Genomic DNA, 25,189 nt, shown 5'->3' on the forward strand with positions numbered 1-25,189 from the left:
CGGGCTTCAGTGTCGGTGCTCGTAGCCGATCCAGGCGCGTCGACGCTCACCCATCGGGTCGTTCTCCACTCTGGACGTCTCGTCGAAGATCATCGTTTGCCGCTCCGGGACGGAGTAGGCGGGCCAATCCTGGTCCGGCACTCCGTGTCGGGCGAAATGGATCCAGTGGCGCTGCACGGTGGAGGTCACCGCGGCCAGTCCGCGACGTCCACCGACCGCGGTCAAGGCCGCGGTGAGTGCATCCGAACGGCCGAAGACCGCAAGCAATTCGGTGGCATGGGTAGCGCCCATGCCGATGAGTCTGAGCAGGCGAGGCGCAAAATCGTAGCGGTAACTGTAGGTAGGAGCTACCTGGCAATGGCCCTGTGCGCACAGTATTGCCGGTTCCCAGAAGGTGATGTCGCCGCCGAGATCGGCGGCAGCGAAACGATGCGGATACGTGGGATACGCCGCGAGCGCACGTGCTTTCACTTCAGGGGTGGTGTGGGAGAACATCTTCTCGATCCGAACCGGGTTGGTAGGCAAGATGTCGAGAACGCGCGGAAAGATCCGCCCCTCATGGAGATTCGAACCGACGAGCAGCGGAACGGGGTGGGCCCGTCCGGCGGCGAACACGTCGAGCGGGTGTTCGGGAAGAATGTCGTCACCCACTACAGGGGCGAATGCCCGTGTTCCGGGTTCTTCGTCCGCGCCGCGTCGCGCAAGTTCTTCGCCGGCGTCGACCAGTTCCTTCACCGAAGCGGAGCGCAGCCACGAGGCAGGATCGGTTTCCGGTGCGTCTGCGATCTCGAGGAACTCGCGCGCCCATCGCTGCGCTCGATCCTTTCCGTATGCCGAAGCAGCCGGCGGACTTTGAGCAATGGCCCGAGCGAACAACCCTCGGGCCGCGGGCGTTGCCATCAGAGTGGTGACAGCGTTGGCGCCGGACGATTCACCGAAGACGGTGACGGCGTTCGGGTCGCCACCGAAGGAGGCGATGTTGCGCTGGACCCACGTCAGCGCGGCGATCTGATCGCGCAATCCGAGGTTCGTGTCGAATGATTGTTCAGCAGTGGAATACTCACTGAAATCGAGGTAGCCCAACGCGCCGAGACGATATTGGATCGAGACGTAGACGATGTCGCCACGTTCGACCAGGCTCGTTCCGCGGTACATGGGCGTCGACGGATTCCCGCCGTTGTACGCGCCGCCGTGAATGAAGACCATGACCGGTCGCAACGAATCCGACGGTACCTGCGGGGCCACGACATTGACGAAGAGTGAGTTCTCGTCGAAGTTGCTCTTGCGCTGCGGAGACGGAGAGCCGAATGCTTCCGCCGGGCGGACACCATTCCAAGCCTCGACCGGCTGTGGTGTGCGAAATCTCGAGCGGCCGGTCGGGGCCGCTGCGTAGGGGATTGCTCGCCAGGTGCGCAGTCCTCGATCGAGGCGCCCGCGTACGACCCCGGAATCGAGAGTGATCTCGAGGGGGCTCGTCACGGTAGGGAGATGTCGGTGCCGTGGCTACGGTAACCGCTGTAACCCGACCAGGCCAAGCGTTGTTCACGTCTGGGATCGTTCTCGACGCGGACGATCTCGTCGAAGATCATGGTCCGACGCTCCTGCGCGTCGTAACGCGGCCACGACCCACGCGGCGAGCCGTGCTTGGCGAAGTGAAGCCAGTGTCCCTGAACAGATTCGGTGACTGCGCGCAGTCCGCGCCGACCGCCGGGAAGGGTGAGGCCGCGCCCGACAAGGGTGTCGCCGATACCGAAGACCGCGAACATCTCGAAACCGTGAGTGGCGTCGAGGCCGAGCCAACGCATCATCGTCGGCGCAAAGTCGAATCGGTAGGCGTACGTCGGCGCCGATTGTGCGTGAGCCTGCATCAACTCCACTGAAGGGTGCCAGAACGTGACGTCTCCACCGACATCGATCGCGGACTGCTCGTCGGGATAGCCGGGATAGGTTGCGAGGATGCGCTTTCCGGCCTCGGGATCGGTGAGAGCGAACATGGTGTCGATGCGCGACGGGTTGGTCGGGAGTGCGTCGAGCACCTTCGGGAACAGCGTTCCCTCCCGTCTGTTGGTGCCGATGATCATCGGAACCTGGTGTGCCGATCCTTCATTGAATGCGTCCAAGGGGGAGCGCGGCAGGAAGTCGCCGTCGACGACTGGACCGAAGGGATGTAGTCCAGGCGTGTTCGCCAGTACCTCGGCACCGAGTCTGCTGCCTGCTCGGCCCAATTCGACGGCAGTCGCCGAGGTCAAAGCCTTCGCGGGCGGTAGACCGGAATTGAGGATCTCGACGAAACGCGCACCCCAGGCGTGCGATCGCTGCGTGCTCGAGACTAGATCCGGAGCCGAACTCTCGGCGATCGCACCAGCGAACAGTCCCTTGGCAGCCGGAGTAGCCATCAAGGTGGTGACGGCAGTGGCTCCGGCGGATTCACCGAAGATCGTGACTTTTTCAGGATCCCCACCGAAGGCCGCGATATTGCGCTGCACCCATTGCAGGGCCGCGACCTGATCGCGCAGTCCGAGGTTGGAATCGAATGCCCGCTCGGCCGTGGAGAAGGGTGTGAAATCGAGGTACCCCAGAGCACCGAGGCGGTAGTTGATCGAGACGTAGACGATGTCGCCGCGTTCGACGAGGGACGCACCGGAGTACAAGCCGGTAGCCGAGGTCCCGATGGTGTTTGCCCCACCGTGGATGAAGACCATGACCGGAAGCGGGGTGTTACCGGCGTTCGCTGGAGCGAGCACGTTGAGTGTCAGACAGTCCTCGCTGCTCGGCTGGTACTTCCCGGGCGAAAGCAGCAGCCCCTTCTTGTGCTGGACCGAGGCGTCGCCGAACCTGGTCGCGTCGCGTTCTCCGGTCCATGGTGTGACCGGCTGTGGCCGCGTCAGACGCAGTGTTCCGACCGGCGGCCGGGCGTAGGGAATTCCGCGCCAGGCACGAAGTTTTCCCACCCGGCGGCCGCGTAGGGTGCCGTCGGCCGTGGTCACAAGTATGTCGGACGCCATGTCGCGACTATACGTACTTCGGGATCGCGTCAGCGGCGAGCCTCCAGCAATCGAAGCCAGACCTCACTGACCGTCGGATACGAGGGCACCGCATGCCAGAGAGTTTCGAGTGGGACGGCGCCGACGACCGCGATTGTCGCCGCGTGCACCAGTTCGGATACTTCGGGCCCGGCAAAAGTAGCGCCGAGGATCACCTCGGTGGCCTTGTCGATGACTAACTTCGCGCGCCCGGAGTAGTCGTCGCGCAACAGCGAGGATCCTGCGACGGCCAATTCAATCTCCACGACTTCGACGTCGTAGCCGTCGTCGCGAGCTTTCTTCTCGGTGCGTCCCACCCAGGCGATCTCGGGTGAGGTGAACACCACCTGGGGGACCTGTCCGTTGTCCGCCGACGCCGTGTACCGAGGTCCCCTGAGTCCGCGGCTCTCGGCCCGCGCGGCGATGACGTCTCCGCAGACTCTCGCCTGATACTTGCCCATGTGGGTGAGGGGAGAGCGACCGTTGATGTCGCCGACGGCGTAGAGCCACTCACCTTGGGCACAGAGGTGATCGTCAGTGGTGACGTACTTGCCGTCCTCGAGGCCGATGACGGACAAGCCGAGATCGGCAGATGTCGGCCCGCGGCCCGCCGCGACGATGACCTCGTCGACCTCGATCACACCGGAAGAGGTCTCGATGCTGACGGGTCCACCGTGGATGTGGCCCTCACCGGTGTCCTTGGCGTCGGGTCGCGACACCGAGTTGACGGCGGTGCTCAGTCGAACGTCGACGCCGCGGGCGCCGAGTGCTTCGGCAACCATCGTCCCGGCAAACGGTTCTGCCGATTTCAACAGAGCATCGCCTCTCACGAGCAGTGTCACGTGAGCGCCGAACGACGACAACCACGTTGCGCACTCCGTTGCGACGACTCCGCCGCCGATGACCGCCACCCGCGACGGAACCTCGTGGAGATTGGTCGCATCGCGCGACGTCCACGGGAGTGCTTCACGCAACCCCGGCGTCTTCGGGACAGTGGCAGTTGTGCCCGTGGCGAGTACAACGGCTTGGCGGGCGCGGAGCTTACGGGTCCCGTCGACGGTCACAGCGCGCTCGCCGTCGATCACCCCGTGGCCTTTGATCACGGTGATGCCCGCGGAGGTGGCCCAGTCGACCTGCGACGAATCGTCGTGGTTGTGGGTGAACGAGTCGCGCCGTTTCAGAACGGCGTCGACGTCCAGCGGTCCGGCCGGGATCCCGGGCAAGGCGTCGGCCGCCTCGAGGACCTGCCCCGGGCGCAGTAGCGCCTTGCTGGGCATACAGGCCCAATACGAGCATTCACCGCCGACCAGTTCGTGTTCCACGATTGCGGCGGTGCGATTACTTCCGGCGATGGCGTACGCGGCGGCGTTCTCGCCGGCGGGCCCACCGCCGATCACGATGACATCGAATTCGTCGGTCATGGCTCCACGGTATGTCGGATCGGTCCGAGTTCGCTCGGTTACCGCCGGGTACGAGAACTCGAAGATGGTTACAGTTGCACCCATGACGCGGCAGAAGATTTTGATCACCGGTGCCAGTTCTGGTCTTGGTGAGGAGATGGCCAGGAGATTCGCCGCGGCCGGTCGCGACCTCGCGTTGTGTGCCCGGCGGACGGATCGTCTCGACACGCTGCGTGGGGAGCTGGTGGCGCAGTACCCGTCGATCAGCGTCGCAGTGCGCGAACTCGATGTGACCGAACACGATTCCGTCGTCCGGGTTTTCGGTGAGCTGCGCGACGAGTTGGGTGGCCTGGACCGGGTGATCGTGAACGCCGGGCTCGGCAAGGGCGCCAAGATCGGAACCGGAAAAGCGCACGCGAATCTTGCAACAGCGCGGACGAATTTTGTCGGCGCGCTGTCGCAGTGTGAAGCTGCGCTCGAGATCTTCCGCGCGCAGGACTCCGGACACCTGGTTCTCGTGTCCTCGATCAGCGCGGATCGGGGGCTACCAGGGCCAAAAGCGGCCTATTCGGCAAGCAAGGCCGGGGTAGCGGCTCTGGGTGAGGCGCTCAGTATCGAGTTGGCGCGCACACCTATTCGCGTCACCACCCTGCTGCCGGGCTTCATCAAGACCGACATGTCCGCCGGCGCCGGCGACGACGCAGCGCTCATGGCCAGTTTGGACGAAGGCGTCAGTGCCATGGTCGACGCCATCGAGAAGGAAACCACCCGAGCGGCGCTACCCGGCCTCAAGTGGCAAGGGATAGATGCGGCCCTACGATTCCTGCCCAACTCCGTGACAGCGAGGTTTGTCTGATGAGCATCCACATCTCGAACGGTAAGCCCCGCGTAGTGATCGTCGGTGGCGGCTTCGGTGGACTGTACGCAGCGAGACGACTCAAGAAGGCCGACGTCGAGGTGGTTCTTATCGACCGAGGGACCAGCCACGTCTTCCAGCCCCTGCTCTACCAGTGCGCCACGGGTCTGCTCTCCGAAGGGCAGATCGCAAGTCCGCTGCGACATCTGCTCGAGGACAACAAGAACACGAACGTCGTTCTGGGCGAGGCCAAGTCGGTGGACGCCGACGCCGGGATACTGACTGCCAGTCGCTTCGACGGGTCGACCTTCGAATTGCCGTACGACTACCTGATCGTGGCGGCTGGAATGCGCCAGTCGTACCACGGCCAGGACGAGTTCATCAAATGGGCGCCCGGCATGAAAACCCTCGACGACGCTTTGGCGATCAGACGCAGTCTCATTGCTGCGTTCGAGATGGCCGAATCGCTCCCGACAGCGGAAGAACGTCGACCGTGGCTGACATTCGCCGTGGCGGGCGGCGGACCCACCGGCGTCGAATTGGCCGGACAGATCCGCGAATTGGCGATGCACGCGCTCACAAACGAGTTCCGGTCCATCGACCCGGACGAGGCAAGGGTACTGCTCTTCCACGGAGACGATCGGGTGCTCCCTTCGTTCAGTCGCAAGCTCTCGGCCGCCGCCAAACGTACTCTCGACGGGATCGGCGTCGAGACTCACCTCGGCGTGCACGTCACCGACGTGTGCGAGACCAGCATCGAGACGACGGACAAGAAGACAAAAGAGAAGCGGCAGTACGAGACCCGCACGATTCTGTGGACCGCGGGCGTCGAAGCAGTGCCGTTCGCCGAGGCACTGGCCACGGCGCTGGGTGTGAAGCAGGTCGGCGGTGGCCGCATCGAGGTGGAAGCCGATCTGACCGTTCCCGGCCACCCGAACGTCTACGTGGTGGGCGACCTCATGTCGCGGGACAAACTTGCCGGGGTGGCCGAGGTCGCGATGCAGGGTGGTCGGCACGCCGGTGCCCGGATCGCTGCAACCGTGGAAAACGGCGTGCCCAGCCGAAAACCGTTCAAGTACCGCGATCTTGGAACTGCGGCCTACATTTCGCGACGCCACGCGTTGCTTCAGGCAGGGCCGGTCCAGTTGTCCGGGTTCATCGGATGGGTGTCATGGGGAATCATCCACATCGCGTTCCTCGCGGGTTTCCGCAATCGCGCCAGCACGGTGCTGAACTGGGGCGCAACCCTGGCGTCGAAAACGCGTCGGGAACGGGCAATCACGTACGGCGACCCCGAAACCGCGCGGCAGCCGTACAACTGAGGGTTACTCAGTCTTGAACACGGGGTTTCCGGCGGCGTCGATCATCCACCACAGGCTGCCGACGCTCTGTCCGAGCATGTCGCCGGGAACCTTGTCGTCGAGGTACCGATAGACGGGCTTGCCGTTGACGGTGATCTGGAAAGATCCTTCAGGCCCGTCGACAGTGTCGATGACGGCGTCGATTCCTTCGACGATCGGCGAATCCGTGACCGAGGTGACCGCCGGCCAGTAACGCAGGCACGCTTCGTCGCACGACCCTGCTTGTGAGTTCTCCTCGTCCGGGTTGTAGACGTAGACGGTCATGCCCTCGCCGTCGACGGCGATCGTCCCGAGTGGGGAGTCGGCGGTCTTCAGCAGGGGTGCATCAGCGGCGGCGGGTGGCGACAGCGACGTCGCAATGGCAGTGACGTTGTCTGCGCTGTCCCCGGAATCGAGGGCGTCGGGCGAGCAACCGGTGAGGATCAGGGCGCTACTCGCAACCGTCGCGAACAACCACTGTCTGCGCATGACGTCTCCGTTCTGGGCGGGAGTGCTCGGGACAAGCAATCGGGGATACCCGTTGCGGACGAGCTGAAAACGCCGGGCGTCCTGACTCCTCGACAATAGCTCTGTTACAGAGCTATTGTGAGGTGTGGATGAAATCGGAGCAGATCACAGGCTTTCGGATGATGTCCTGGAGACGTTCGGGCAATTGCGCCGGGGCACGAGGAAGGCATCGGGGCGACCATTTGCAGAACGACCGCTCGGCGGCGCCCAAATCGAACTCGTCAGGCTGCTACGGCGCAACCCGGGTCTGTCGGTGGCTGAGGCTGCCGGGCGATTGGGTGTCGCGGCAAACACGGTGTCCACCCTGGTTCGGCAGCTCGTCGACGATGGAGTGATCGAACGGGTTGCCGACGAGGCTGATCGACGCGTCGCGCGATTGGTCCTCTCGGACGAGGCGCGCGCCCGCGTCGAAGTGTGGCGTGATCGCCGGAGTGTGATTGTCGGTCAGGCATTGTCGAGTCTGACCGGAGAAGACAGGGCGAGGATCGAGGCTGCGCTACCAGCCCTGTCGCGATTGGCGAGCGCTCTGGCAGCAGCCGGATCAGAAGGTGAGGGGCAGTGAGATGCTGACACAGTGGTGGAAGAGCCGAGCGGCAGGTTCACCCGACCCCGGCGCACACGCGGTCGAGATCGACTCGGTTACATACAAGTTCGGCGACCACCGCGCGGTGGACAACCTGAGTCTGGTCATCAACGCGGGGGAGTGCTTCGGCCTGCTCGGTCCCAACGGTGCAGGAAAGACTACGACGATCAGATTGCTCAACACGTTACTTCCTCTGCAAGACGGTGATATTCGGATTCTCGGTCGCTCAGTTCGTACCGAGGCGATGACCATTCGGCGTTACCTCGGATACGTGCCACAACAGCTCTCGATCGAAAGCGCATTGACCGCGCGCGAGAACGTGACCTGGTTCGCGCGACTGTACGACGTTCCGCGGTCCGAACGACGCGAGCGCGTCGACCAGGCGCTCGAGATGGTGGACCTGCTCGATTCAGGCGATCGCCTGGCGTCGAGTTTCTCCGGCGGTATGGTGCGACGGCTCGAACTTGCACAGGCGCTGGTGAACCGACCGTCGCTGCTGGTACTCGACGAACCGACGGTGGGGCTGGATCCCATTGCCCGCGAATCCGTCTGGCAGCGAGTGGCGGAGATGCAGAAGCAGTACGGCATGACTGTGCTGCTGACGACGCACTACATGCAAGAGGCCGAGGAGCTGTGTGATCGTGTTGCGTTGATGCATCACGGTGAACTTCGGGTGGTGGGCGAGCCGAGCGAGTTGGCCGCCGAACTGGGGCCGGAGGCCACTCTCGAAGACGTGTTCCGTCACTACACCGGCGACGATCTCACCGGCGACAAGTCAGGAGGTCTCCGCGATGTCCGCAGTGCCCGTCGCACAGCGCGCCGCTTGGGCTGATCCCACTACCAACGGTTTTGCTCGATTGCTCTCGAGAATTTACACATTCTGCCTCGTGGAAGTTCAGAAGTTGCGGCACGACCGATCTGAATTGGTCACGCGCGCAATCCAGCCGATCCTCTGGTTGGTGATCTTCGGCCAGACGTTCAGCCATATCCGAGCGATCCCCACTGGCGACGTACCGTATCTCGACTTTCTCGCGCCCGGCATCATTGCGCAGTCCGCTCTTTTTGTTGCGATCTTCTACGGAATCCAGATCATCTGGGAGCGTGACGCGGGAGTCCTCACCAAATTGATGGTCACGCCGACGCCGCGCGCAGCATTGGTGACAGGTAAGGCATTCGCCGCCGGGATCCGCGCAGTCGCCCAGGCAATGGTGGTCGTCATCGTGGCGGCGCTGTTGGGCGTGAGTATGACGTGGAACCCGCTCAAACTGCTCGGGGTCGTATTGGTCGTTGTCCTGGGTTCAGCGTTCTTTGCCTGCTTGTCGGTTGCGATCGCGGGAATCGTGCTCAAACGAGATCGATTGATGGGCATCGGGCAGGCAATCACCATGCCATTGTTCTTTGCGTCCAACGCGCTGTACCCGGTCGAACTCATGCCGACGTGGGTTCAGTGGCTCAGCCGCATCAACCCGCTGAGCTACGAGGTGTCAGCACTGCGCGGTCTACTCATCGGAATGCCGACCAACTATGTCGTCGACTTCGGCGTGCTGATCGGGGCAGCGCTGCTCGGAATCGTCACCGCCTCGGCACTATTGGGCCGCTTGACTCGCTGATCTTCGCACTGGATCAGTCACGAGTGAACGGTGGGGCGTACGTGCTGCAATCCGGAGGTACGGCCGGGAGTCCTTCGGACGAGCGAAGTTTCTCCGCAATCGACGAGAGTAAGTCCTGCGATTCAGGGGAGAGATCGACCGCTTTCATAGCCAGAGAACGCAATTCGCTGTCGTGGAACTCTTCGACAACCGAACGGTCTTCTTCCGGAATCAGTTCGGGATCTTGGCGAGGCGTCGGGCCGAAGAAGTACTCTGCTGCTACGCCGAAGTAATCGGCCAATGCCAAAACGACTTGCTCTGACGGATTTGTGCGCACACCGCTCCGGAGCTGAGAGAGGTACGGTGTCGAAATCTTGCATCCGCGTTGTGAAAGGGCTTCCACAACTTGTGCGTTGGTGAGTCTCGGGGCTGTGGCCGGGTACAAGGCGTTCAAGCGGTCCTTGAATGAATCGGTCACAATTCCTCCCTCGAGCGTGACCCAGCGTCACAGCTACTTCGCAGTTTTCACATAGTAGACGACACGGTTATTCTGGACTCCGGTCGAAAGTCCTTTCACCTGCGGATATTTGGCGCGGAGAGATTCCAAAGACTTTGTAAAGTATGTGATTTACGCCGCGTACTGACCGTTCGTTTTGCCAACGGGCGTGCGGGTGGCGTATAAGCAAAATGTCGGTGGTTACGCCGTTGCGCTGCAGGTTCTTTCGGCCGGTCCTATGTAGCTGCGTCGATGCATCGTGGCCCTGTCTGTAACGTGCGAGCACTGCCGCCGGGCGCCGGGCGTCACTCTCTCCGGCGGTTGGCGCGCCGCGTGTTCGGAACTCCTTCTCGGTGCTCTGCTCGACGCTCGCGCGTAGTGATGGGCGCGTATTTTTCTCGGCACTCGAGAGTGAGCGGGCAGGTGTGTCGACCTGTCGAAAGTCACGCGCGTCGAAAGCGGCCGATTGGTATGTCATCGACGTTGGAACACAGTGCTTCTCGTCAGTCGCCGCTATCTCCTGCGGTGATACCAGCGTCGCCCGGACGTGTTTTGCGGCAGACCGAGCTCGAGGCGCAGCGCCCCGGCACGACATGTCGAGCGTCGCCTCTGCGTCTTTCGGATCGGAATAGCCCGCTGCGCCGGTAGTAGTCGGCGTCCGTCGCAGTCGGGTGCGTGTCAGGACCCTTCGAAGGACTACGCGGCTTGCACACGGAGGGCGACAGTCCGGGCGGCAATTCTGTCGCACAGATCTACCATCAGCCCCTGCCGTGCGCTGCTCCTCCTGCAGGATGCGTGCCTCGGCCTCGGAAGCGGCTTATGGCACGGGGCTTGCTGACCGGCGCATACTGGTTACAACGCGGTGTGTTCGAAGGGCAGGACTGACATGGTCAGTGTCGAGAAGTGGGCGATGTGGGATTCCGCCGTGGAGGTGGATGTCACCGAAGGCGCTGCGCTGCCCACTGCGCACGCGTTGATCGCAGCTGCCATCGACGAGACCGAGGCGGTGTGCGACCTTCGCCGGGGCGACGCCGAGATTCACGCCGTCAACCTCGCTCAGGGAACTCCGGTCAAAGTGACTCGGCGTATGTCTGCTCTCTTGCGGTCGGCGCTGTGGGCGGCTCGTATGACCGGCGGCGCAGTCAATCCGCTTGCCGACAACTACTCCGAGGACGAGTCCATCCCTCCGGTCCACCCGACCCCGACGTTCGAGGACGTACAGCTCGACGGCGACGTGGTGTACGCGCCCTGGGGTGCGTCGTTCGACATCACCGGAGTTGCCAAGGCAGACACCGTCGATCGCGCCGCGCAGATCGTGGCTGCCGAACTGCAATGTGGTGTTGCCGTACGGATCGGCGACGTGATCGCCACGGCCGGCCATGCACCGGCCGGTGGCTGGCAGATTCCGGTACCGGGCAGCGAGGAAGTCGAACTGATCAACGGAACCGCGATGGCGACGGCGCGGGCGGTAGAGCTGCCCTCCTGGGAGCCGAACCAGGAGCGTCCCTCCACGGAGTGGGCGCAAGTCTCGGTGATCGCGGACGACGCGGTGTGGGCGTACGCCGCGAGCGAAGCAGCGTTGATCCGGGGTATCAGCGCCATCAAATGGGTTGAACAGCAAGAGCTTCGCGCTCGGCTCGTCGACCGATCCGGACGTGTGTACGCGACGGAGAGTTGGTTCGGCCCTGCTGCCGCGTGAATCAGGCCCGTCCGCGCTCCTTGCGGTACCAGTGCACGAGTGCGTCGGTGGACGTGTCGCCGAGGTCGCCGGGTGCCTCTTCGGATGAGAGTGCAGGTCCCAGTTCCAGTGCCTGCGTCTTGCCGAGTTCGACGCCCCACTGATCGAACGGATTGACACCCCACACAGCACCTTCGACAAATACCTGGTGCTCGTAGAGTGCGATCAACTGACCGACGACCGAGGGCGTCAATTCCTTGGCCAGGATGGTGCTCGAAGGCCGGTTGCCTGGCATCACCTTGTGCGGCACCAACTCCGGGGCCGTGCCCTCTGAAGCGATTTCTTCGGCGGTCTTGCCGAACGCGAGAACCTTTGTCTGAGCGAAGAAGTTACTCATGAGCAGATCGTGCATGGATCCGGTGCCGTCCGCCGTCGGCAGATCGTCGGTGGATTCCGCGAAGCCGATGAAATCGGCGGGCACGAGCCACGTGCCCTGATGTAGGAGCTGATAGAACGCGTGTTGGCCGTTGGTCCCCGGCTCGCCCCAGAAGATCTCACCGGTGGACGTGGTCACCGGTGAGCCGTCGGCGCGAACCGACTTGCCGTTGGACTCCATGGTCAGCTGCTGCAGGTACGCGGGAAAGCGCAACAGGTCGTTGGAGTAGGGCAGCACTGCGCGGGACTGAGCGCCGAAGAAGTTGGAGTACCAGAGCCCGATGAGCCCGAGGAGAACCGGCGCGTTCTGCTCGAGCGGTTGGTTTCGGAAGTGCGTGTCGATCTGGTGGAAACCGTCGAGGAATTCGGCAAAACGAACGGGTCCGACGGCGCACATGACCGACAGTCCGATCGCCGAGTCGACGGAGTAGCGCCCGCCGACCCAATCCCAGAATCCGAACATGTTCGCGGTGTCGATGCCGAACTCCGCCACGCGATCACCATGGGTGGAGACTGCGACGAAATGCTTGGCTACGGCCGAGACGTCTTCGCTGCCCAGACCGGCGAACAGCCAACGCTTTGCCGCCGTCGCGTTGGTGAGCGTCTCGAGGGTGGAAAACGTCTTGGACGCGACGATGAAGAGCGTCGTCTCCGGATCGAGGTCGTCGAGCTGCCCGACCAGGTCGACCGGGTCGATGTTGGAGACGAACCGAACGCTGATCCCGGCGTCCGCGTAGTGCCGTAGCGCGCGATAGACCATCACGGGCCCGAGGTCGGAACCGCCGATGCCGATGTTGACGATGGTGCGGATGCGCTTGCCGGTGGCGCCCGTCCACTCGCCACTGCGCACCCGATCCGCGAAAGCGCCCATCGCGTCCAGAACTTCGTGAACGTCCGCGACGACGTCCTGACCGTCGACGGTCAGAGCAGAATCCTTCGGCAGACGCAGTGCTGTGTGCAGCACGGCTCGGTCTTCCGAGCTGTTGATGTGATCGCCCGCGAACATCGCGTCGCGTCGTGCCTCGACGCCGGCCTCGCGGGCCAACTCGACGAGTAGCGCGAGAGTCTCGCGGCTGACGCGATGCTTGCTGTAGTCGATGTGAAGATCACCGGCGTCGATCGTCAGCTCTCGCCCGCGGGCTGGATCGTCCTGGAAGAGTTCTCGCAGGTGAACGCCTTCGATGTCGGCGTAATGAGCGCGCAGTTTCTGCCAGGCTGAGGTTCCGGTGATGTCAGTGCTCACGATCATCGACTTTAGTGGCACAAGCTGGAAACTTCCGCGTGAGTCTCGCTCGCGGGCAGACGGACGCGGCTTCGACGAGCATCATGGAACCCATGGACACATTCGAATTCATTCGATCAGTTCCCACCCAGTTGTTCGTCGGCGGCCGGTTCGAGCCCGCGGAGAACAACGCGACCTTCCCGGTGGCGGATCCGGCGACCGGAAAATCGTTGACCGACGTCGCCGATGCGAGCCCCGCGGACGCGCTGCGCGCTCTCGACGAAGCCGTGGCCGTCTCGTCGAAGTGGGCGAGCACACCTGCGCGCGAGCGTGGTGAAATTCTGCGAGCCGTCTTCGAGAAGATCACCGAGCGCGCCGAGGACGTGGCGCTGCTGATGACCCTCGAAATGGGCAAGGCACTCGCCGAGAGCCGTGCCGAGGTCAAATACGGCGCCGAGTTCTTCCGGTGGTTCAGCGAGGAGGCCGTTCGCATCGGCGGGCGCTACACGCCGGCGCCGGCGGGCAACGGCGGGATCCTTGTCACCAAGGCGCCGGTCGGACCGTGTCTGGCCATCACTCCCTGGAATTTTCCGTTGGCGATGGGCACCCGCAAGATCGGACCGGCGTTGGCCGCCGGCTGCACGATCATCGTCAAGCCCGCCTCGGAGACCCCGTTGACGATGCTGCTGCTCGCTCAGCTCATGGCCGAAGCAGGGCTGCCCGACGGAGTCCTCTCGGTGTTGCCGACATCGAAATCCGGTGAAGTGACCGGCCCTCTCATCGACGACCCTCGACTGCGCAAGCTCACCTTCACCGGGTCCACCGGCGTCGGCAAGATGCTGGTGGAGAAGTCCGCGAAGCGATTGCTCCGCACGTCGATGGAATTGGGTGGCAATGCGCCCTTCGTCGTGTTCGACGACGCGGACGTCGACAAGGCAGTCGAGGGTGCGGTACTGGCCAAGCTTCGCAACGGAGGCGAAGCCTGCACCGCCGCCAACCGGTTCCATGTCGCCAACGCCGTGCGTGAGGAGTTCACGACCAAGCTGACCGAGAAGATGGCGGCGTTCACGATGGGACCGGGTACCGACCCGGAGACGAAGCTCGGCCCGCTGATCAACCAGAACCAGCTCGACACGGTCGCAGAGTTGGTTGCAGATGCGGTGGATGCCGGGGCGAAGGTTCGACTGGGCGGTAAAGCGCCAGGTGGTGAGGGTTACTTCTATCCGGCCACGGTGTTGGCCGACGTTCCGGCGAGCGCGCGGATACTGAAGGAAGAGGTGTTCGGACCCGTTGCCGCGATCACCGGCTTCGACACCGAAGCCGAAGGCATCGCGGCCGCCAACGACACCGAGTTCGGATTGGCTGCGTACATCTTCACGAGGGATCTCGACCGTGCGCTTCGGGTCTCCGACGCACTGGAATCAGGAATGATCGGCGTCAACCGAGGAGTGATCTCGGACGCGGCAGCGCCGTTCGGCGGTGTGAAGGAATCCGGATTCGGCCGCGAGGGCGGGACCGAGGGGATCGAGGAATACCTGAACACGAAGTACATCGCGCTCGAGAACTGATACACACACGAACGGCTACATCGGGACTGCCAGAGGCATCCGATGTAGCCGTTCGCAAGTGATCTGGGTGTGCGCTAGTGGCCCAGGCGTCCGCGGCCCAGGCGCAGGAGCAGCATCGCGAGGGTGTGGCCTTCCTGGCCCAGCTCGTTGAACCGTTCGAGGACCTTCATCTCTCGGCTGTGCACCAGACGCGGACCACCCGATGCCATCCGGGTACGGCCGATGATCTGGGAGACCTCGGAGCGGCGTTTGATGGCCGCGAGGATCTCGGCGTCGAGACGGTCGATTTCTTTCCGTAGTTCGTCGATCTCCGCCTCACTCTGGGGGATCTCGACGTCTGTCGGAGCAGTATTTACAGTATTTACAGTATTTCCATTGGGGGCTGCAGCCTGGGTGCTCATTGCTATTCGTCTCCTCTTCCTACTGCGTGGATCGTGGTCTCGGCTCGGGTCGTTACCGATCCAGGCACACTGACGAAAATGCCCCGGATCCGATTCGGACCAGGGGCGGGTGAGCTGTTCAGATCACGTGCACCGAGGTCCGGGGCACGTAAAGTAACGCCACAGCGGGCCGACGGGGTCGGCCGTGTTGTCGCGAACGGAAATGCTGAACATAGCGTCCAGTTTGCCATGCTCGACACAGGTAATCCAAGTGCCTCTACCAGCAGGTGGACGCACTGACGACCGTGTCGGTGGACGCCGGTAGCGTGGACAGGCGATGAACACGTACCCAGCACTCGGTGAGCACGACGGACATTCCCAGCACGACGGGGGCGGCGCGCGGGGACATGGCGCGGGTTCGGACGCCCTCCTCGAGGGTCTCAACCCGCAACAGCGCGAGGCCGTGGTCCATGCCGGTTCGCCGTTGCTGATCGTCGCGGGCGCCGGCTCGGGCAAGACGGCAGTACTGACGCGTCGCATCGCCTATCTGCTGGCCGAGCGGGGTGTCACCCCCGGTCAAATCCTGGCCATCACGTTCACCAACAAGGCTGCGGCCGAGATGCGCGAGCGTGTGGCAGCCCTTGTCGGACCGCGTGCCAACGCCATGTGGGTATCGACGTTCCACTCCAGTTGCGTGCGCATCCTGCGAGCACAGGCGGCGCTCCTGCCCGGTTTGAACTCGAATTTCTCGATCTACGATTCCGACGATTCGCGTCGACTGCTGACGATGATCTCGAAGGACCTCGAGCTCGACACCAAACGATTCTCCGCGCGGCTTCTCGCCACTCACATCTCCAACCTGAAGAACGAACTCGTCGGACCGGAAGAGGCGGTTGTCGCAGCCGATCAGGATCCGGCCGAACTGCCGCGACTGATCGCCAAGGTCTACGGCCATTACCAACAGCGGTTGCGTGCGGCGAACGCACTCGACTTCGACGATCTCATCGGTGAGACCGTTGCGCTTCTCCAGGCGTTTCCCCAGATCGCCGAGTACTACCGCCGCCGCTTCCGTCACGTGCTCGTCGACGAGTACCAGGACACCAACCACGCGCAGTACATGCTGGTGCGTGAACTGGTCGGCGGTGCCGGAGAGTCCGACCATGCCGTTGCCCCGGCCGAATTGTGCGTCGTCGGTGACGCCGATCAGTCGATCTACGCATTCCGCGGAGCCACTATCCGCAACATCGAAGAGTTCGAACGCGACTACCCGGACGCTCGGACCATCCTTCTCGAACAGAACTACCGTTCGACGCAGAACATTCTGTCTGCGGCCAACTCCGTGATTTCCAAGAACACCGGCCGACGTGAAAAGCGTCTGTGGACTGATTCGGGTGAAGGTGAACTGATCGTCGGCTACGTTGCAGACAACGAGCACGACGAAGCATCTTTTGTCGCCTCGGAGATCGATCGGCTGGTGGACCAGGGCGAGACCAAGTTCGCCGACATCGCGGTGTTCTACCGGACCAACAACTCCTCACGCGCGCTCGAGGAGATCTTCATTCGACTCGGAGTGCCGTACAAGGTGGTCGGCGGCGTTCGCTTCTACGAGCGCAAGGAAGTTCGGGACATCGTCGCGTATCTGCGCGTCCTCGCCAACGAAGACGACACCGTGAGCCTGCGACGCATTCTCAACACGCCACGACGCGGTATCGGTGATCGAGCCGAAGCCTGCGTCGCCGTGCACTCCGAGCATCGCAACATCAGCTTCGCCGCCGCACTGCGCGACGGCGCGGAAGGCAAAGTGGCGCTGCTCAATACGCGGTCACAGAAGGCCATCGCGTCGTTCCTCGAGATGATGGACGGGCTGCGGGCCCTGCTGCCGACACCGGCCGCCGACGAGGACGAACCCTTCGAACTCGGTGACATCGGTGAGGTCGCCGAGGCGGTGCTCGAGCGCACCGGCTACCGCGCCGAGCTTGCGGCCAGCAGCGATCCACAGGACGGCGCGCGGCTCGACAACTTGAACGAACTCGTCAGCGTGGCAAGAGAATTCAGCTCCGACGCACGAAACGCGGCCGGACTGATCGATCCGGACGACGAGGAAACCGCAGCAATGCGTGAAGGCGAACCCGATCCGGGTTCGCTTGCCGCCTTCCTCGAACGGGTATCGCTTGTCGCCGACGCCGATCAACTGCCGGACTCCGACGACGGCGTCGTCACGATGATGACGCTTCACACCGCCAAGGGCCTCGAGTTCCCGGTCGTCTTCGTCACCGGTTGGGAGGACGGGCAGTTCCCGCACATGCGCGCCCTCGGTGATCCGGCAGAGCTGTCCGAAGAGCGTCGACTCGCTTACGTCGGCATCACCCGTGCCAGGCAGCGCCTGTACCTGACGCGCGCGATCATGCGTTCGGCTTGGGGACAACCGATCCAGAACCCGGCGTCGCGGTTCATCCAGGAGATCCCGGAGGACCTGATCAATTGGCGCCGTGAGGATCCGGGCACCGGTGGTGGATTCGGAAGCGGCAGGCCGGGTTACGGCAGCGGAAGCCGATACGGCAGCCAGGGCGGCCAGGGATACGGTGGCGGGCAGAACTACGGGGGAGGGTCCGGCAAGGCTGCGTCGACTCCCAGTTTCGGTGCCGCGCGTGGCCGCAACAACGTTCTGGTCCTTGCCACGGGTGACCGCGTCAGTCACGACAAGTACGGTCTGGGCACCGTGTTGGAAACCAAGGGCACCGGACCCACCGCGACGGTCACCATCGACTTCGGTAGCGCGGGCAAGGTGCGGTTGATGCTCATCGGCGGTGTGCCGATGGTCAAGCTGTAGAAGACAGACAAAAAATTTCCGGCCCGTACCTGGAAAGGTGCGGGCCGGAAATTTTTGTCAGAAGCGTTGGGCTTGCGGTCAGTCCTGCTCGATACCGAGGCTGATGCCGCGTGATGCGAGCCAAGGGAGGGGGTCGATCTTGTTCTCGCCGGCGAGGTGAACCTCGAAGTGAAGGTGGGGGCCGGTGGAGAAGCCGCGGTTGCCGACAGTGGCGATCTGGTCGCCGGCCATGACCTGCTGACCGACGGTGACGGTGGACGTGTCGATGTGGCCGTAGACGGTGATCGTTCCGTCTGCGTGCTGTAGGCGTACCCACATGCCGAATCCGGAAGCCGGACCTGAATCGATGACCTTGCCGTCGGCGACTGCGACGATGGGCGTCCCGATCGGGGCGGCGATGTCGACGCCGGCGTGCAGGGTGCCCCAGCGGGTGCCGAAGTTGGACGTGAACGTGCCGACTGCCGGCAGGACGAACAGCGGGCGACGGGCAGCTGCTTCGCGTGCTGCGCGCTCGTCACTGAAACGCTGGCCCTTGGCAAGCAGGTTGCTGAACTGGGAGAGGTCGGTCGGTGCTGCGACGTTGAGGACCTGGGGAGCGTCGGCCTCGGTGGTGGCTGCCGTGGAGGTGGCCGGAGCGAACTGAGCGGCCTGCGGTTCTGCGGTGGTGCCGATCGCGGAGGACTCGTTGGCGAGTGCAACTTCCGAGTGGTCGGCGGCGGAAGAGGAACCGTCGTTGACAACTGCCTGGCCCGCGGCGACAACTGCGCCGGCTGCAACTGCCAGAACGGCGGCGCGGCCCTTGAGAGCAGAGGGAGGGGTGGGGAGTCGGTGAGCACCGCTGCGGCGAACCGGAGATTCGACATCGACTGTCGGTGCGGAAGAGGCGTAAGTGGGGGTGCTGATCACGTCGGACTCGACGAACTCGTGAGAGTCGGAATCTGACGACGTGGAGGATGAATTTCGAGTGAACATATCGGTAGAGATCTCAGAACTTTTGGTCTCGGTGTAACGCCTGGCCGAGTGCGTTGGATAAGTGGTCGTGACCTCGTCTGGAGCTGAGTTCGAGAACCTACTAGCGGTGAACTGGCTGCGGTGATGCATATGCCGGTTCTCTCCTCGAGTTCGTGATCAGCCCGTGACTTAGACCGACTGACGGTAACGAAATGATTGCGATGGGCGCAAGCCGTAGCGGAAACCTGTCCGATTATGTGACGTGCCTCACAGCTTGACCTGGGAATATGTCGATACGGGCAAAACGGACGAATCATCTCGTTTCGTGATCACGCGTGTCACAACCGGATCACCGGTCCATTCAGGCACTACCGTCGATCGAGTGTCCACAACACCTGGAACTACGTCGCAGGCGCGTTTCGACGACCCCGGAGTGAAGTCCGGGGCGCCACTCGCGGCGGTAATCGGACTGCTCGGTGCCGTCGGAGTGGCGGCCAGTCCCGTCGTCGGAGTCGGGAGTGGCCGCGGGGTCGACACGACGGGGGCTCTTGCTTCTGCCGCTCTCTTCGCGGCCGTCTGCACGATCATCGTGCCGTTGGTTGCAGTGCTCACCTCGGGCCGCAGGCCCGCCTTGGCCGGTGGACTCCTGGCCGGTATCGGGGCGGTGTCGCTCGGAGCGGCAATTCTCGACGTCCAGTTGTTCGTCGACGCAATCGATGCAAACCGCTTGGACCTTTTCCGTCCGATTTCGGCGGGTTCGATCGATGCGGGTCCTGGCGCTTATCTCGCGCTCGCGGGACACTGCCTTCTTGTCCTGTCCGGGGTGCTCGGACTTGTCGCTGTCCATCGTGAATCGGAACGGGACGGATACGGCAGCGCTCGCGCCGCGGAATTCGACGGGCGATCGGTTGGCGGACGGATCGGCGCGTGGCCGACAGCGCTGCTGATTCTGGCCGCAGTGGTGTTCGTGCTCTCCCTGTTCGGTCCTTCCTTCAGTTCGCAGGATCCGATCTTTCTGGTCAAACCGCTCGTCGACTCGGTGTCGGCCACCGCCGTCGGTACAGGATTGGTCGGCGTCGCGGTGCTCGTTGCGGTCGCGGCGGCATTGACGTCCATCTCCCTACCGGTGGGCTGCGGGGCCCTGATCGGTGTCGGTCTCGGCGCACTCGCAGTCAGTGGAACCAGGGTGATGGCTGGGTTCGCGGCCGGCGATCGGATCGGCGTCGGTTCGGGATCCGTGGTCGGGGCACTGGCCGCCGTGGTCATCGTCGTGATCGGAGTTTCAGCGCCTTACCTCGCATCCAGGCGTGAAACGGATGCGATTCCCGCTGAAAGTGTGGTCCGCGCGCCTGCGAAGACAACAAAGGGTGCGCTCAAGGCAGCGATGGTGGCTCAGTCCCGGGCGGCGCAAGCGCGGGTGAACAGACTTCACCGCGTTGCCGGTATCGGCGCAGTTGGCACCGCAGCAGTGGCAGCCCTGGGCGTGGCACTTCCGGTCCTGTCGTTGCCGGAGAACATTCCCGAACCGTCGATGCTGTCGTCTCGAGTTGTCCTGCTCTCGGCTGCCGTACTGCTCCTCGCCGCGCTGGGCCTGTTTGCCCCGGGCCGCGCCGCCGTGGTGCGTCCGGCCGTCGGAGTGTTGTGGACCACGGTCGTGATGGGAGTCGCCGCTGTCATGCAGTCGGCGGTCATCGCGACGGACGTACCAGGCGTCGGGTTGGGAGCCGGTGCCTTCGTGCTCTGCGGCTCGGCTTTCCTCGCTGCGGCGACGGGACTGCTCGTCTGGCTGGCGGGAAGCGCAGAACGTGAAGACGTCGACACGTCGGTAGACGGCGGTTCGAGAGGGCTGGTGCTTCTCGTCGGTGGGATCGGCGCAGTCGCTGTCCTGATCGGGACCGCGCTTCCCCTCTATCGGGGTGACGCCTACACAGCGGCGTCAGTTCTGGAGTGGCCGTGGGGAATTGACGTCTGGGGGCAACTGCTCGTCGGCGTCACCGTCGTGATCGCCGCGGTGATCGCAGCGTCTGCGCGGCCGGCTCGAGGCGCGGCATTGCTGATCGGATCTGCCGTGGCAGCTCTGGTGTACGTCAGTGAGTGGCCGCTCACGTCATCGCGCATATCGGACGCAACCGTGGGGGTGGGTGCGATCACAGCGGCCACGGGCATAGTGTTGCTTCTCGTTGCAGCGTTCTCGAGCGCAAGAATCAGTGAGACTGATGCTTGACAAATTCGGTGTGGCCACCTTGCTCGATCGGTGAGGCGTGCCTCATTGCGCATTTGCGCGTGACTTGGGCCACATAGCATCAGTGCGGGCGCAAACCGAACGCGGCAACTGGTTAAAGTCCAGAACAGACCCGCTCCTACCCCTCGAGCGGGTGACAACGCAGACGAGACGGTGAGCAGATGGATCTCTTCGAATACCAGGCGAAGGAACTCTTCGCCAAGCACGGAGTGCCGACTTCGGCTGGACGTGTTACAGACACAGTCGCCGGCGCACGCGAGATTGCCGAAGAAATCGGTAAGCCCGTGATGGTGAAGGCACAGGTCAAGGTAGGCGGCCGCGGCAAGGCCGGTGGCGTCAAGTACTCGCCCGACGTGGATGCCGCAGTGGCAAACGCCGAGGCAATCCTGGGCCTGGACATCAAGGGCCATGTCGTCAAGAAGCTGCTGGTCGCAGAGGCAAGTGACATTGCCGAGGAGTACTACATCTCCTTCCTGCTCGACCGCACCAACCGCACCTACCTGGCCATGTGCTCGGTAGAGGGTGGCGTCGAGATCGAGGTCACCGCCGAGGAGAACCCCGACGCCCTCGCCAAGATCCCCGTCGACGCAGTCAAGGGCGTCGACCTCGCGTTCGCGCGCAGCATCGCCGAGGCAGGAAAGCTGCCCGCAGAGGTGCTCGACGCAGCGGCCGTCACGATCCAGAAGCTGTGGGAGGTCTTCATCAACGAGGACGCACTCCTCGTCGAGGTCAACCCCCTCGTTCGCACGCCTGACGATCAGATCCTCGCCCTCGACGGCAAGGTCACCCTCGATGAGAACGCGGCGTTCCGTCAGCCCGGCCACGAGGCATTCGAGGATCGCGACGCTACCGATCCCCTCGAGCTCAAGGCCAAGGAAAACGACCTCAACTACGTCAAGCTCGACGGTGAGGTCGGAATCATCGGCAACGGCGCAGGCCTGGTCATGTCCACCCTGGACGTCGTCGCATACGCCGGCGAGAACCACGGTGGCGTCAAGCCCGCCAACTTCCTCGACATCGGCGGCGGAGCTTCCGCTGCAGTCATGGCTGCCGGCCTCGACGTCATCCTGAACGACGCACAGGTCAAGAGCGTGTTCGTCAACGTCTTCGGCGGCATCACCGCGTGTGACGCAGTTGCCAACGGCATCGTCGGCGCACTGAAGACCCTGGGCGACGAGGCCAACAAGCCGCTCGTCGTTCGCCTGGACGGAAACAACGTCGAAGAGGGTCGTCGCATCCTCGCCGAGGCCAACCACCCGCTGGTCACGGTCGTCGCAACCATGGACGAGGCCGCCGACAAGGCCGCCGAACTCGCTCACGCAGCGAAGTAAGGGACTCACAGAACAATGGCAATCTTCCTCACCAAGGATTCAAAGGTCATCGTCCAGGGCATCACCGGCGGCGAGGGCACCAAGCACACCGCTCTGATGCTCAAGGCCGGCACCCAGGTCGTCGGCGGCGTCAACGCTCGCAAGGCCGGCACCACGGTCTCGCACGTTGCTGCTGACGGTTCCCCTGTCGAGCTCCCCGTCTTCGCGACGGTCGAAGAGGCAATCAAGGAGACCGGCGCAGACGTCTCCATCGCATTCGTTCCCCCGGCCTTCTCGAAGGACGCCATCGTCGAGGCCATCGACGCGGAGATCCCGCTCCTCGTGGTCATCACCGAGGGCATCCCGGTTCAGGACTCCGCTTACGCTTGGGCGTACAACGAGTCCAAGGGCAAGAAGACGCGCATCATCGGACCGAACTGCCCCGGCATCATCACCCCGGGTGAGGCCCTCGTCGGCATCACGCCCGCCAACATTGCAGGCACCGGCCCCATCGGCCTGGTCTCCAAGTCGGGCACCCTGACCTACCAGATGATGTACGAACTCCGTGACTTCGGCTTCTCCACCGCCATCGGCATCGGCGGCGACCCGGTCATCGGAACCACCCACATCGACGCCATCGAGGCGTTCGAGAAGGATCCCGAGACCAAGGTCATCGTGATGATCGGTGAAATCGGTGGCGACGCGGAAGAGCGTGCAGCCGATTACATCAAGGCCAACGTCACCAAGCCGGTCGTCGGCTACGTGGCTGGCTTCACCGCTCCCGAAGGCAAGACCATGGGCCACGCAGGCGCCATCGTCTCCGGTTCCTCGGGAACGGCTCAGGCAAAGCAGGAAGCTCTCGAAGCTGCAGGCGTGAAGGTCGGCAAGACGCCGTCCGCCACTGCTGCTCTCGCTCGCGAGATTCTTCAGTCCCTGTAAGGGGCTTCGCCCCCGTGCGTGGTTAGGGAGTCTCCGGACTCCTTAACCACGCACAGTGGTATCGACCCACATCGACCCGGCAGGTTCCAACTGCCCGGCACCGGATGTGATGGATGCGACGATCGAGTCGAGATCGTCGGCGTCACCGGCGGCGAGCGTCATCACCGCCTTCGATCCGTACGCAGTTCCGAGCACCGAGACGCCCCGCGCTCTCAGCTCCGCTTCCACCCGACCGGCCTCTGAGTGCCGGATCGCCAAAGTGCGCAGGATCCTCCTCTCCCTGGCCACAAGCTCGGCCGAATCGAGAGCAACCGAGACGGCTCCCGAATACGCGCGGACCAATCCACCGGCGCCGAGCTTGATTCCGCCGAAGTAGCGCGTGACGACAACAATCACATCGACCAGATCTCGAGACTTGAGAACCTGAAGCATCGGCACCCCAGCTGTCCCGCCTGGTTCGCCGTCGTCGTGTGCACGTTCGACGCGTGAGTTCGCTTCGTATCCGATCACTAAAGCCGAACAATGATGGCGCGCATCGGGATACAGCGACTTCTGCTCCGCGACGAACTCCGTGGCGGCCTCGGCGTCGTCGATCCGGCGAAGCGCGGCGATGAATCGTGAGTGCTTCACCTCGGTTTCGACGACATGGTCGGCGCCGGGCGCGAGGGTGAAGGGCATCTGCCCATTGTCTCCTGTCGGTGTTAGCGTGCGAAGTCGAGACACATACGCTGGTAACCATCGAAGACCGTCTACGAGGAGAAGTCATGACGTTCACGCCGCAAGGGCCCAGCTTCGGGCCACCGAATCAGCCGGCAGCGGGCGGTGGAACCAAGAATCTCGGATTCATCCTGCTCATCGCCGTCGCGGCACTCGGCCTGATCAATTTCCTACTCGGTTTTGCGCCTTTCACGTCGATCAGTGGAAGCAGCAGCGGCATCGGTAGCGGTCTGGACACCAGTTCGAGCTTCTTCGAGTCGAGCATCTACGGCCTCGGATTCGTTTTCGCCGGCGGTGTGGTCGCAGGCGTATCGCTCCTCCCGAAGCAGTCGTATGCAGGCATTGCCGCAGCGCTCACCCTCACGGGTTTCTTCGCTTTGGTGTTCGCCGCGTTCTCCGTAGGTACCAGCGACTACGTCGACATCAGCCTCGGTTGGGGTCTGATCATCGTGCTGATCCTCTCGTTCGTGCAGACGGTCGTCGCAGTCGCCGCGTTGTTGTTCGAGATCGGAATCCTGAAGGCTCCCGCGCCGCGTCCGGTAGCTCAGCAGTACGGTCAGCCGCAGGGCTATGGCCAGCCCCAGGGCCAGGCGCCGGGGCAGGCGCCAGGTCAGCCGCAGGGATACGGACAGGCTCAGTACGGCCAGCCGCAGCAGGCTCAGCAGCCGGGCCAGTACCAGCAGAACCCGCAGTACGGGCAGGCGCAGCAGCAGGGATACGGGGGAGCGCACGCCGCCCCCGCCGACCCGACTGCTTCGCAGCCGCCTTACGGCCAGACTGCGTCTCCCTACGGTCAGAACCCGGTGCAGAATCCCGCACAGACCGACTCGGCCGCGACGACGTCGTCTTACTATCCGCTGACCTCGCAGCCCGCGAGTCAGCCGAACCCGAGTTACTCGTCGGATCAGTTCACCGCTCCGCGCGGTTACGGCCAGCCGTACAACCAGCAGCAGACTGGCTCGACCGAGCAGCCGACGGGCTTCGAGCCGCCCACTTTCGAAGCGCCGACGCCGTCTGCTGAGCCTGACCAGGGCAGCAGCGATTCCGCGGCCGAGACCAAGGTCTTCGGGTCGCAGAACCCCGACGAGCGTCAGCAGTAGTA

At 63.6% G+C, this 25,189-nt stretch carries 21 protein-coding genes; 12 read left to right on the forward strand and 9 right to left on the reverse strand.

Going from position 1 to position 25,189, the window contains the following annotated elements:
• Positions 1-6 precede the first annotated feature (6 nt).
• From FEZ59_RS18810 to FEZ59_RS18820, 3 genes are read right to left on the reverse strand one after another with little or no spacing between them, the layout of a single operon-like run.
• Entirely contained in the window at positions 7-1,479 is a 1,473-nt protein-coding gene (locus FEZ59_RS18810; RefSeq protein ID WP_172933025.1) for a carboxylesterase family protein, read from the reverse strand.
• Positions 1,476-3,005 carry a carboxylesterase/lipase family protein gene (locus FEZ59_RS18815; protein ID WP_113683233.1) on the reverse strand — a complete coding sequence of 510 codons (1,530 nt, stop codon included), beginning with the start codon at positions 3,003-3,005 and terminating at the stop codon, positions 1,476-1,478. Before FEZ59_RS18815 ends, FEZ59_RS18810 begins: the two co-directional genes overlap by 4 nt.
• A 29-nt stretch (positions 3,006-3,034) precedes the next feature.
• Positions 3,035-4,444, reverse strand: coding sequence for an NAD(P)/FAD-dependent oxidoreductase (locus tag FEZ59_RS18820; protein WP_172933026.1), 1,410 nt, complete (start codon positions 4,442-4,444; stop codon positions 3,035-3,037).
• Positions 4,445-4,526: 82 nt separating this feature from the next.
• On the opposite strand from FEZ59_RS18820, the gene FEZ59_RS18825 reads away from it, so the two are divergent.
• Together FEZ59_RS18825 and FEZ59_RS18830 are read left to right on the forward strand one after the other, a co-directional pair.
• The gene (locus FEZ59_RS18825; RefSeq protein WP_021332292.1) at positions 4,527-5,279 is read left to right on the forward strand and encodes an SDR family oxidoreductase; all 753 of its coding nucleotides are present in this window, start codon (positions 4,527-4,529) and stop codon (positions 5,277-5,279) included.
• Complete coding sequence (locus FEZ59_RS18830; RefSeq protein WP_003946361.1) at positions 5,279-6,601, forward strand: NAD(P)/FAD-dependent oxidoreductase; 1,323 nt, start codon at positions 5,279-5,281, stop codon at positions 6,599-6,601. The genes FEZ59_RS18825 and FEZ59_RS18830 overlap by 1 nt, the downstream gene beginning before the upstream one ends.
• Positions 6,602-6,604: 3 nt before the next feature.
• Here FEZ59_RS18830 and FEZ59_RS18835 read toward each other — a convergent pair whose 3' ends face one another.
• Positions 6,605-7,108 carry a hypothetical protein gene (locus FEZ59_RS18835; protein WP_019744765.1) on the reverse strand — a complete coding sequence of 168 codons (504 nt, stop codon included), beginning with the start codon at positions 7,106-7,108 and terminating at the stop codon, positions 6,605-6,607.
• Positions 7,109-7,232: 124 nt separating this feature from the next.
• Here FEZ59_RS18835 and FEZ59_RS18840 point away from each other — a divergent pair, with 124 nt between their 5' ends.
• The 3 genes from FEZ59_RS18840 to FEZ59_RS18850 are packed head-to-tail and all read left to right on the forward strand — an operon-like array spanning position 7,233 to position 9,340.
• Positions 7,233-7,709, forward strand: coding sequence for a MarR family transcriptional regulator (locus FEZ59_RS18840; RefSeq protein ID WP_172933027.1), 477 nt, complete (start codon positions 7,233-7,235; stop codon positions 7,707-7,709).
• A gap of 1 nt (position 7,710) precedes the next feature.
• The gene (locus FEZ59_RS18845; RefSeq protein ID WP_172933028.1) at positions 7,711-8,562 is read left to right on the forward strand and encodes an ATP-binding cassette domain-containing protein; all 852 of its coding nucleotides are present in this window, start codon (positions 7,711-7,713) and stop codon (positions 8,560-8,562) included.
• Positions 8,522-9,340 (forward strand): ABC transporter permease, encoded by an 819-nt coding sequence (locus FEZ59_RS18850; protein WP_019744762.1) that lies wholly within the window; start codon positions 8,522-8,524, stop codon positions 9,338-9,340. Before FEZ59_RS18845 ends, FEZ59_RS18850 begins: the two co-directional genes overlap by 41 nt.
• A 13-nt stretch (positions 9,341-9,353) precedes the next feature.
• On the opposite strand, the gene FEZ59_RS18855 is transcribed toward FEZ59_RS18850, so the two are convergent.
• Positions 9,354-9,797 carry a helix-turn-helix transcriptional regulator gene (locus FEZ59_RS18855; RefSeq protein WP_019744761.1) on the reverse strand — a complete coding sequence of 148 codons (444 nt, stop codon included), beginning with the start codon at positions 9,795-9,797 and terminating at the stop codon, positions 9,354-9,356.
• A gap of 904 nt (positions 9,798-10,701) precedes the next feature.
• Between FEZ59_RS18855 and FEZ59_RS18860 the strand changes: the two genes are divergently transcribed.
• Positions 10,702-11,514, forward strand: a complete 813-nt coding sequence (locus FEZ59_RS18860; RefSeq protein WP_020970361.1) for an FAD:protein FMN transferase — start codon at positions 10,702-10,704, stop codon at positions 11,512-11,514.
• A 1-nt stretch (position 11,515) separates the two neighbouring features.
• Here FEZ59_RS18860 and pgi read toward each other — a convergent pair whose 3' ends face one another.
• The gene (gene pgi, locus FEZ59_RS18865; RefSeq protein ID WP_021345178.1) at positions 11,516-13,171 is read right to left on the reverse strand and encodes a glucose-6-phosphate isomerase; all 1,656 of its coding nucleotides are present in this window, start codon (positions 13,169-13,171) and stop codon (positions 11,516-11,518) included.
• A 92-nt stretch (positions 13,172-13,263) separates the two neighbouring features.
• Here pgi and FEZ59_RS18870 point away from each other — a divergent pair, with 92 nt between their 5' ends.
• Entirely contained in the window at positions 13,264-14,718 is a 1,455-nt protein-coding gene (locus tag FEZ59_RS18870) for an NAD-dependent succinate-semialdehyde dehydrogenase (protein WP_172933029.1), read from the forward strand.
• Positions 14,719-14,792: 74 nt separating this feature from the next.
• On the opposite strand, the gene FEZ59_RS18875 is transcribed toward FEZ59_RS18870, so the two are convergent.
• The gene (locus FEZ59_RS18875) at positions 14,793-15,119 is read right to left on the reverse strand and encodes a chorismate mutase (RefSeq protein ID WP_019744757.1); all 327 of its coding nucleotides are present in this window, start codon (positions 15,117-15,119) and stop codon (positions 14,793-14,795) included.
• Between the two features lie 316 nt (positions 15,120-15,435).
• Here FEZ59_RS18875 and pcrA point away from each other — a divergent pair, with 316 nt between their 5' ends.
• The gene (gene pcrA, locus FEZ59_RS18880; RefSeq protein ID WP_020908650.1) at positions 15,436-17,928 is read left to right on the forward strand and encodes a DNA helicase PcrA; all 2,493 of its coding nucleotides are present in this window, start codon (positions 15,436-15,438) and stop codon (positions 17,926-17,928) included.
• 78 nt (positions 17,929-18,006) lie between these two features.
• Here pcrA and FEZ59_RS18885 read toward each other — a convergent pair whose 3' ends face one another.
• Positions 18,007-19,029 carry a M23 family metallopeptidase gene (locus FEZ59_RS18885; RefSeq protein WP_020970357.1) on the reverse strand — a complete coding sequence of 341 codons (1,023 nt, stop codon included), beginning with the start codon at positions 19,027-19,029 and terminating at the stop codon, positions 18,007-18,009.
• 232 nt (positions 19,030-19,261) lie between these two features.
• On the opposite strand from FEZ59_RS18885, the gene FEZ59_RS18890 reads away from it, so the two are divergent.
• The 3 genes from FEZ59_RS18890 to sucD all read left to right on the forward strand — a co-directional run bounded on the left by FEZ59_RS18890 (position 19,262) and on the right by sucD (position 23,370).
• Positions 19,262-21,103 (forward strand): hypothetical protein, encoded by a 1,842-nt coding sequence (locus tag FEZ59_RS18890; protein WP_346343237.1) that lies wholly within the window; start codon positions 19,262-19,264, stop codon positions 21,101-21,103.
• 179 nt (positions 21,104-21,282) lie between these two features.
• Positions 21,283-22,452 carry an ADP-forming succinate--CoA ligase subunit beta gene (gene sucC, locus FEZ59_RS18895; RefSeq protein WP_019744753.1) on the forward strand — a complete coding sequence of 390 codons (1,170 nt, stop codon included), beginning with the start codon at positions 21,283-21,285 and terminating at the stop codon, positions 22,450-22,452.
• Between the two features lie 15 nt (positions 22,453-22,467).
• Positions 22,468-23,370 (forward strand): succinate--CoA ligase subunit alpha, encoded by a 903-nt coding sequence (gene sucD / locus FEZ59_RS18900; RefSeq protein ID WP_003946432.1) that lies wholly within the window; start codon positions 22,468-22,470, stop codon positions 23,368-23,370.
• Positions 23,371-23,412: 42 nt separating this feature from the next.
• On the opposite strand, the gene FEZ59_RS18905 is transcribed toward sucD, so the two are convergent.
• Complete coding sequence (locus FEZ59_RS18905; RefSeq protein ID WP_046378990.1) at positions 23,413-24,048, reverse strand: YigZ family protein; 636 nt, start codon at positions 24,046-24,048, stop codon at positions 23,413-23,415.
• 86 nt (positions 24,049-24,134) lie between these two features.
• Here FEZ59_RS18905 and FEZ59_RS18910 point away from each other — a divergent pair, with 86 nt between their 5' ends.
• Complete coding sequence (locus FEZ59_RS18910; RefSeq protein ID WP_021332301.1) at positions 24,135-25,187, forward strand: DUF5336 domain-containing protein; 1,053 nt, start codon at positions 24,135-24,137, stop codon at positions 25,185-25,187.
• Positions 25,188-25,189 lie beyond the last annotated feature (2 nt).

It is taken from the genome of Rhodococcus sp. MS13, assembly GCF_013277835.1.
In the GTDB taxonomy this organism is placed as follows: domain Bacteria; phylum Actinomycetota; class Actinomycetes; order Mycobacteriales; family Mycobacteriaceae; genus Rhodococcus_F; species Rhodococcus_F erythropolis.